Annotated in this window: 2 protein-coding genes; both read left to right on the forward strand. The window is 73.7% G+C overall.

The genetic code is table 11. From position 1 onward, the window contains the following. Positions 1 to 1,273: HD domain-containing protein (locus ACYC1Z_RS14975; protein ID WP_461410308.1), on the forward strand; the 1,273-nt coding region annotated here is incomplete at its 5' end. Between the two features lie 38 nt (positions 1,274 to 1,311). After that, positions 1,312 to 2,865 carry a signal recognition particle protein gene (gene ffh / locus ACYC1Z_RS14980; protein ID WP_461410309.1) on the forward strand — a complete coding sequence of 518 codons (1,554 nt, stop codon included), beginning with the start codon at positions 1,312 to 1,314 and terminating at the stop codon, positions 2,863 to 2,865. Positions 2,866 to 2,946: the final 81 nt, after the last annotated feature.

Below are 2,946 nucleotides of genomic sequence, written 5' to 3' on the forward strand. Positions count from 1 at the left end.
CCGCCCGCACGGCGAGTTCGACCGTGCCGCCGCCCACCTGCTGGACGTACGCGACGCCCTCGCCCGGACGGCGGGCCGCGCGACCAACCGGCTGCTGCTCGCTGAGCAGGACGAGGTCGCCCGCCGATGCGGTTTCGGCGTGCGGGAGCCGGCGGCCGTCACCGGCGTAGGGCCGGCCACCCCTGCCGGGCCGGTCACGCCCGCCGGGCCGGTCACGCCCGCCGGGCCGGTCACGCCCGTCGGGCCGGTCACGCCCGTCGGGCCGGTCACGCCCGTCGGGCCGGCCACGAAGGCCGGGCCGGTCACCGATGCCGCCGACGATCTGCTCGCCTCCGTCGCGGGCGCCGCCCGGGTGGTTTCCGCCGCCCTCGACACGACTGTCCGGCAGGCCCGCCAGAACCTCGCCGCCCGTCGCCGCCCCACGGTGCTGCGTCCGTTCACCCGGCACGGGCGGGCAGTGCCGCCCTACCTGCGCGCCGTGGCGGACGGGCTGGTCGAGCACGCGGGTGAGATCGTGCTGGCGGGCGGTGCCGATCCCGCGGCGGACCCGTTGCTCGCGCTGCGGGCTGGCGCCGCGTCGGCGCGCACCGGGCTGCCGCTCTCGCCCGTCACCCTGGTGTCCCTGGGCCGCAGCGACGCCCCGCCCACGCCCTGGCCGCGCGAGGGCCTCGACCTGTTGCTCGAGCTCCTGCGCAGCGGCCCGGCCCAGGTGCCGGTCTGGGAGTCCCTCGACCTGGTCGGTGTCGTGACCACCTGGTTCCCCGAGTGGGCCGCGGTGCGCAACCGGCCCCAGCGCACCGCCGTGCATCGCCACACCGTCGACCGGCACCTCGTCGAGACCGTCGCTCGGGTGCCGGGCACCGCCCGGCCCGGAGCACCCGCCGTCCAGGAGGATCTCCTGCTGCTCGCCGCCGTGTTCCACGACATCGGGAAGGCGCCGGGCGCCGCCGACCACGCGGCGCTCGGTGCTCGGATCGTGGCGCCCCTGACCGAGCGACTCGGGCTGGACCGGCCCGCCGGGAAACTGGTGGCCCTCCTCGTGCGGGAGCACCTGCTCCTCCCTTCCCTGGCCACGAGCCGGGACCTGACCGATCCGGCGGTGGCGGAGGAGGTCGCCGACGCCGTCGGCCGGCGCGCCGACGTGCTCGAGATGCTGCTCAGGCTCACCGTCGCCGACGCCACGGCGGCCGGTCCGCAGGCCTGGACGAGCTGGCGGGCCCGCCTCGTGACCACTCTCGCGGAGCGGGTGGCGGCCCTGCTGGCGTTACCCTGAACCTCAGCCAGCTCCGCACGACGACCAGAGGTACCGCCTTGTTCGCCAACCTGTCCGATCGGCTCACCGCCTCCTTCAAGCAGCTCCGCGGCAAGGGGCGCCTGTCCGAGGGGGACATCGACGCGACCGTCTCGGAGATCCGACGGGCGCTGCTCGAGGCCGACGTCGCCGTCCCCGTGGTGCGGACCTTCACCGACCACGTGCGGGAGAAGGCCCGGTCGGTGGTGGCGTCGCAGGCGCTCAACCCGGCGCAGCAGGTCATCAAGATCGTCAACGACGAGCTCGTGGAGGTGCTCGGCGGGCAGGCGCGTGATCTTCACCTCGCCAAGAACCCGCCCACGGTCATCATGCTCGCCGGCCTCCAAGGGGCCGGCAAGACCACCCTGGCCGGCAAGCTCGGCCTCTGGCTGACGCAGCAGGGGCAGACGCCGCTGCTCGTCGCCGCCGACCTCCAGCGCCCCAACGCCGTCACCCAGCTCCAGGTGGTGGGCGCGCAGGCGGGCGTCCCCGTGTTCGCACCGGAACCGGGCAACGGCGTCGGTGACCCCGTCGCAGTCGCGCGCGCGGGCGTCCAGTACGCCCGCGACAAGCAGCACTCGGTGGTCGTCGTCGACACCGCCGGTCGGCTCGGCGTCGATGCCGAGATGATGCAGCAGGCCGCGGACATCCGTGACGCCGTCGGGCCCGACGAGACACTCTTCGTCCTCGACGCCATGATCGGCCAGGACGCGGTGATCACCGCGAACGCCTTCGCCGAGGGCGTCGGCTTCACCGGAGTCGTGCTGACCAAGCTCGACGGCGACGCCCGCGGCGGCGCGGCCCTGTCCGTGCGCGGGGTGACCGGCAAGCCGGTGCTCTTCGCCTCCACGGGTGAGAAGCTCGGCGACTTCGAGCGCTTCCACGCGGACCGGATGGCCTCGCGCATCCTCGACATGGGCGACATCCTGACCCTGATCGAGCAGGCCGAGAAGTCCTTCGACGCCGCCCAGGCCGAGGAGATGGCCGCGAAGATCGCCGGCGACGGCGACTTCACCCTCCAGGACTTCCTGGTCCAGCTCAACCAGATCAAGAAGATGGGCTCGATGAAGAAGATGCTCGGCATGCTGCCGGGCATGGGCCAGATGCGGGAGCAGCTGGAGAACTTCGACGAGCGTGAGGTGGACCGCGTCGAGGCGATCGTCCACTCCATGACGCCCGCCGAGCGGAACAACCCCAAGCTCCTCAACGGCTCGCGCCGCCTGCGCATCGCCCGCGGCTCGGGGACCACCGTCACCGAGGTCAACTCGCTGATGGACCGTTTCGAGCAGGCCAAGACGATGATGCGGCAGATGGCCCGTGGCGGCGGGAGGGGCATGCCCGGGATGGGCATGATGCCCGGTGGCGGCAAGAAGGCCAAGGGCCGCATGGCGCCGCCGCCGAAGAAGGGCAAGAAGGGCAAGTCCGGCAACCCGGCCAAGCGGGCGCAGCAGGAGCAGGAGGCCGCCAACCGGCCCGCCCAGGCCCCCGCGGCGGGCTCGGCGTTCGGGCTGGGTCAGCAGGCTGCCCCGCAGCAGCTGCCCGACCTGGAGGAGCTGCAGAAGTACCTGCGGTGATCAGGCCGGGGATCGCCCTGCGGACGTGAGCAGCCGACCTCCTGGGCCTCGCCGACGGCGGGTTAATGTGGCCCGGGGGCC

This window comes from Georgenia sp. (genome assembly GCF_054605595.1).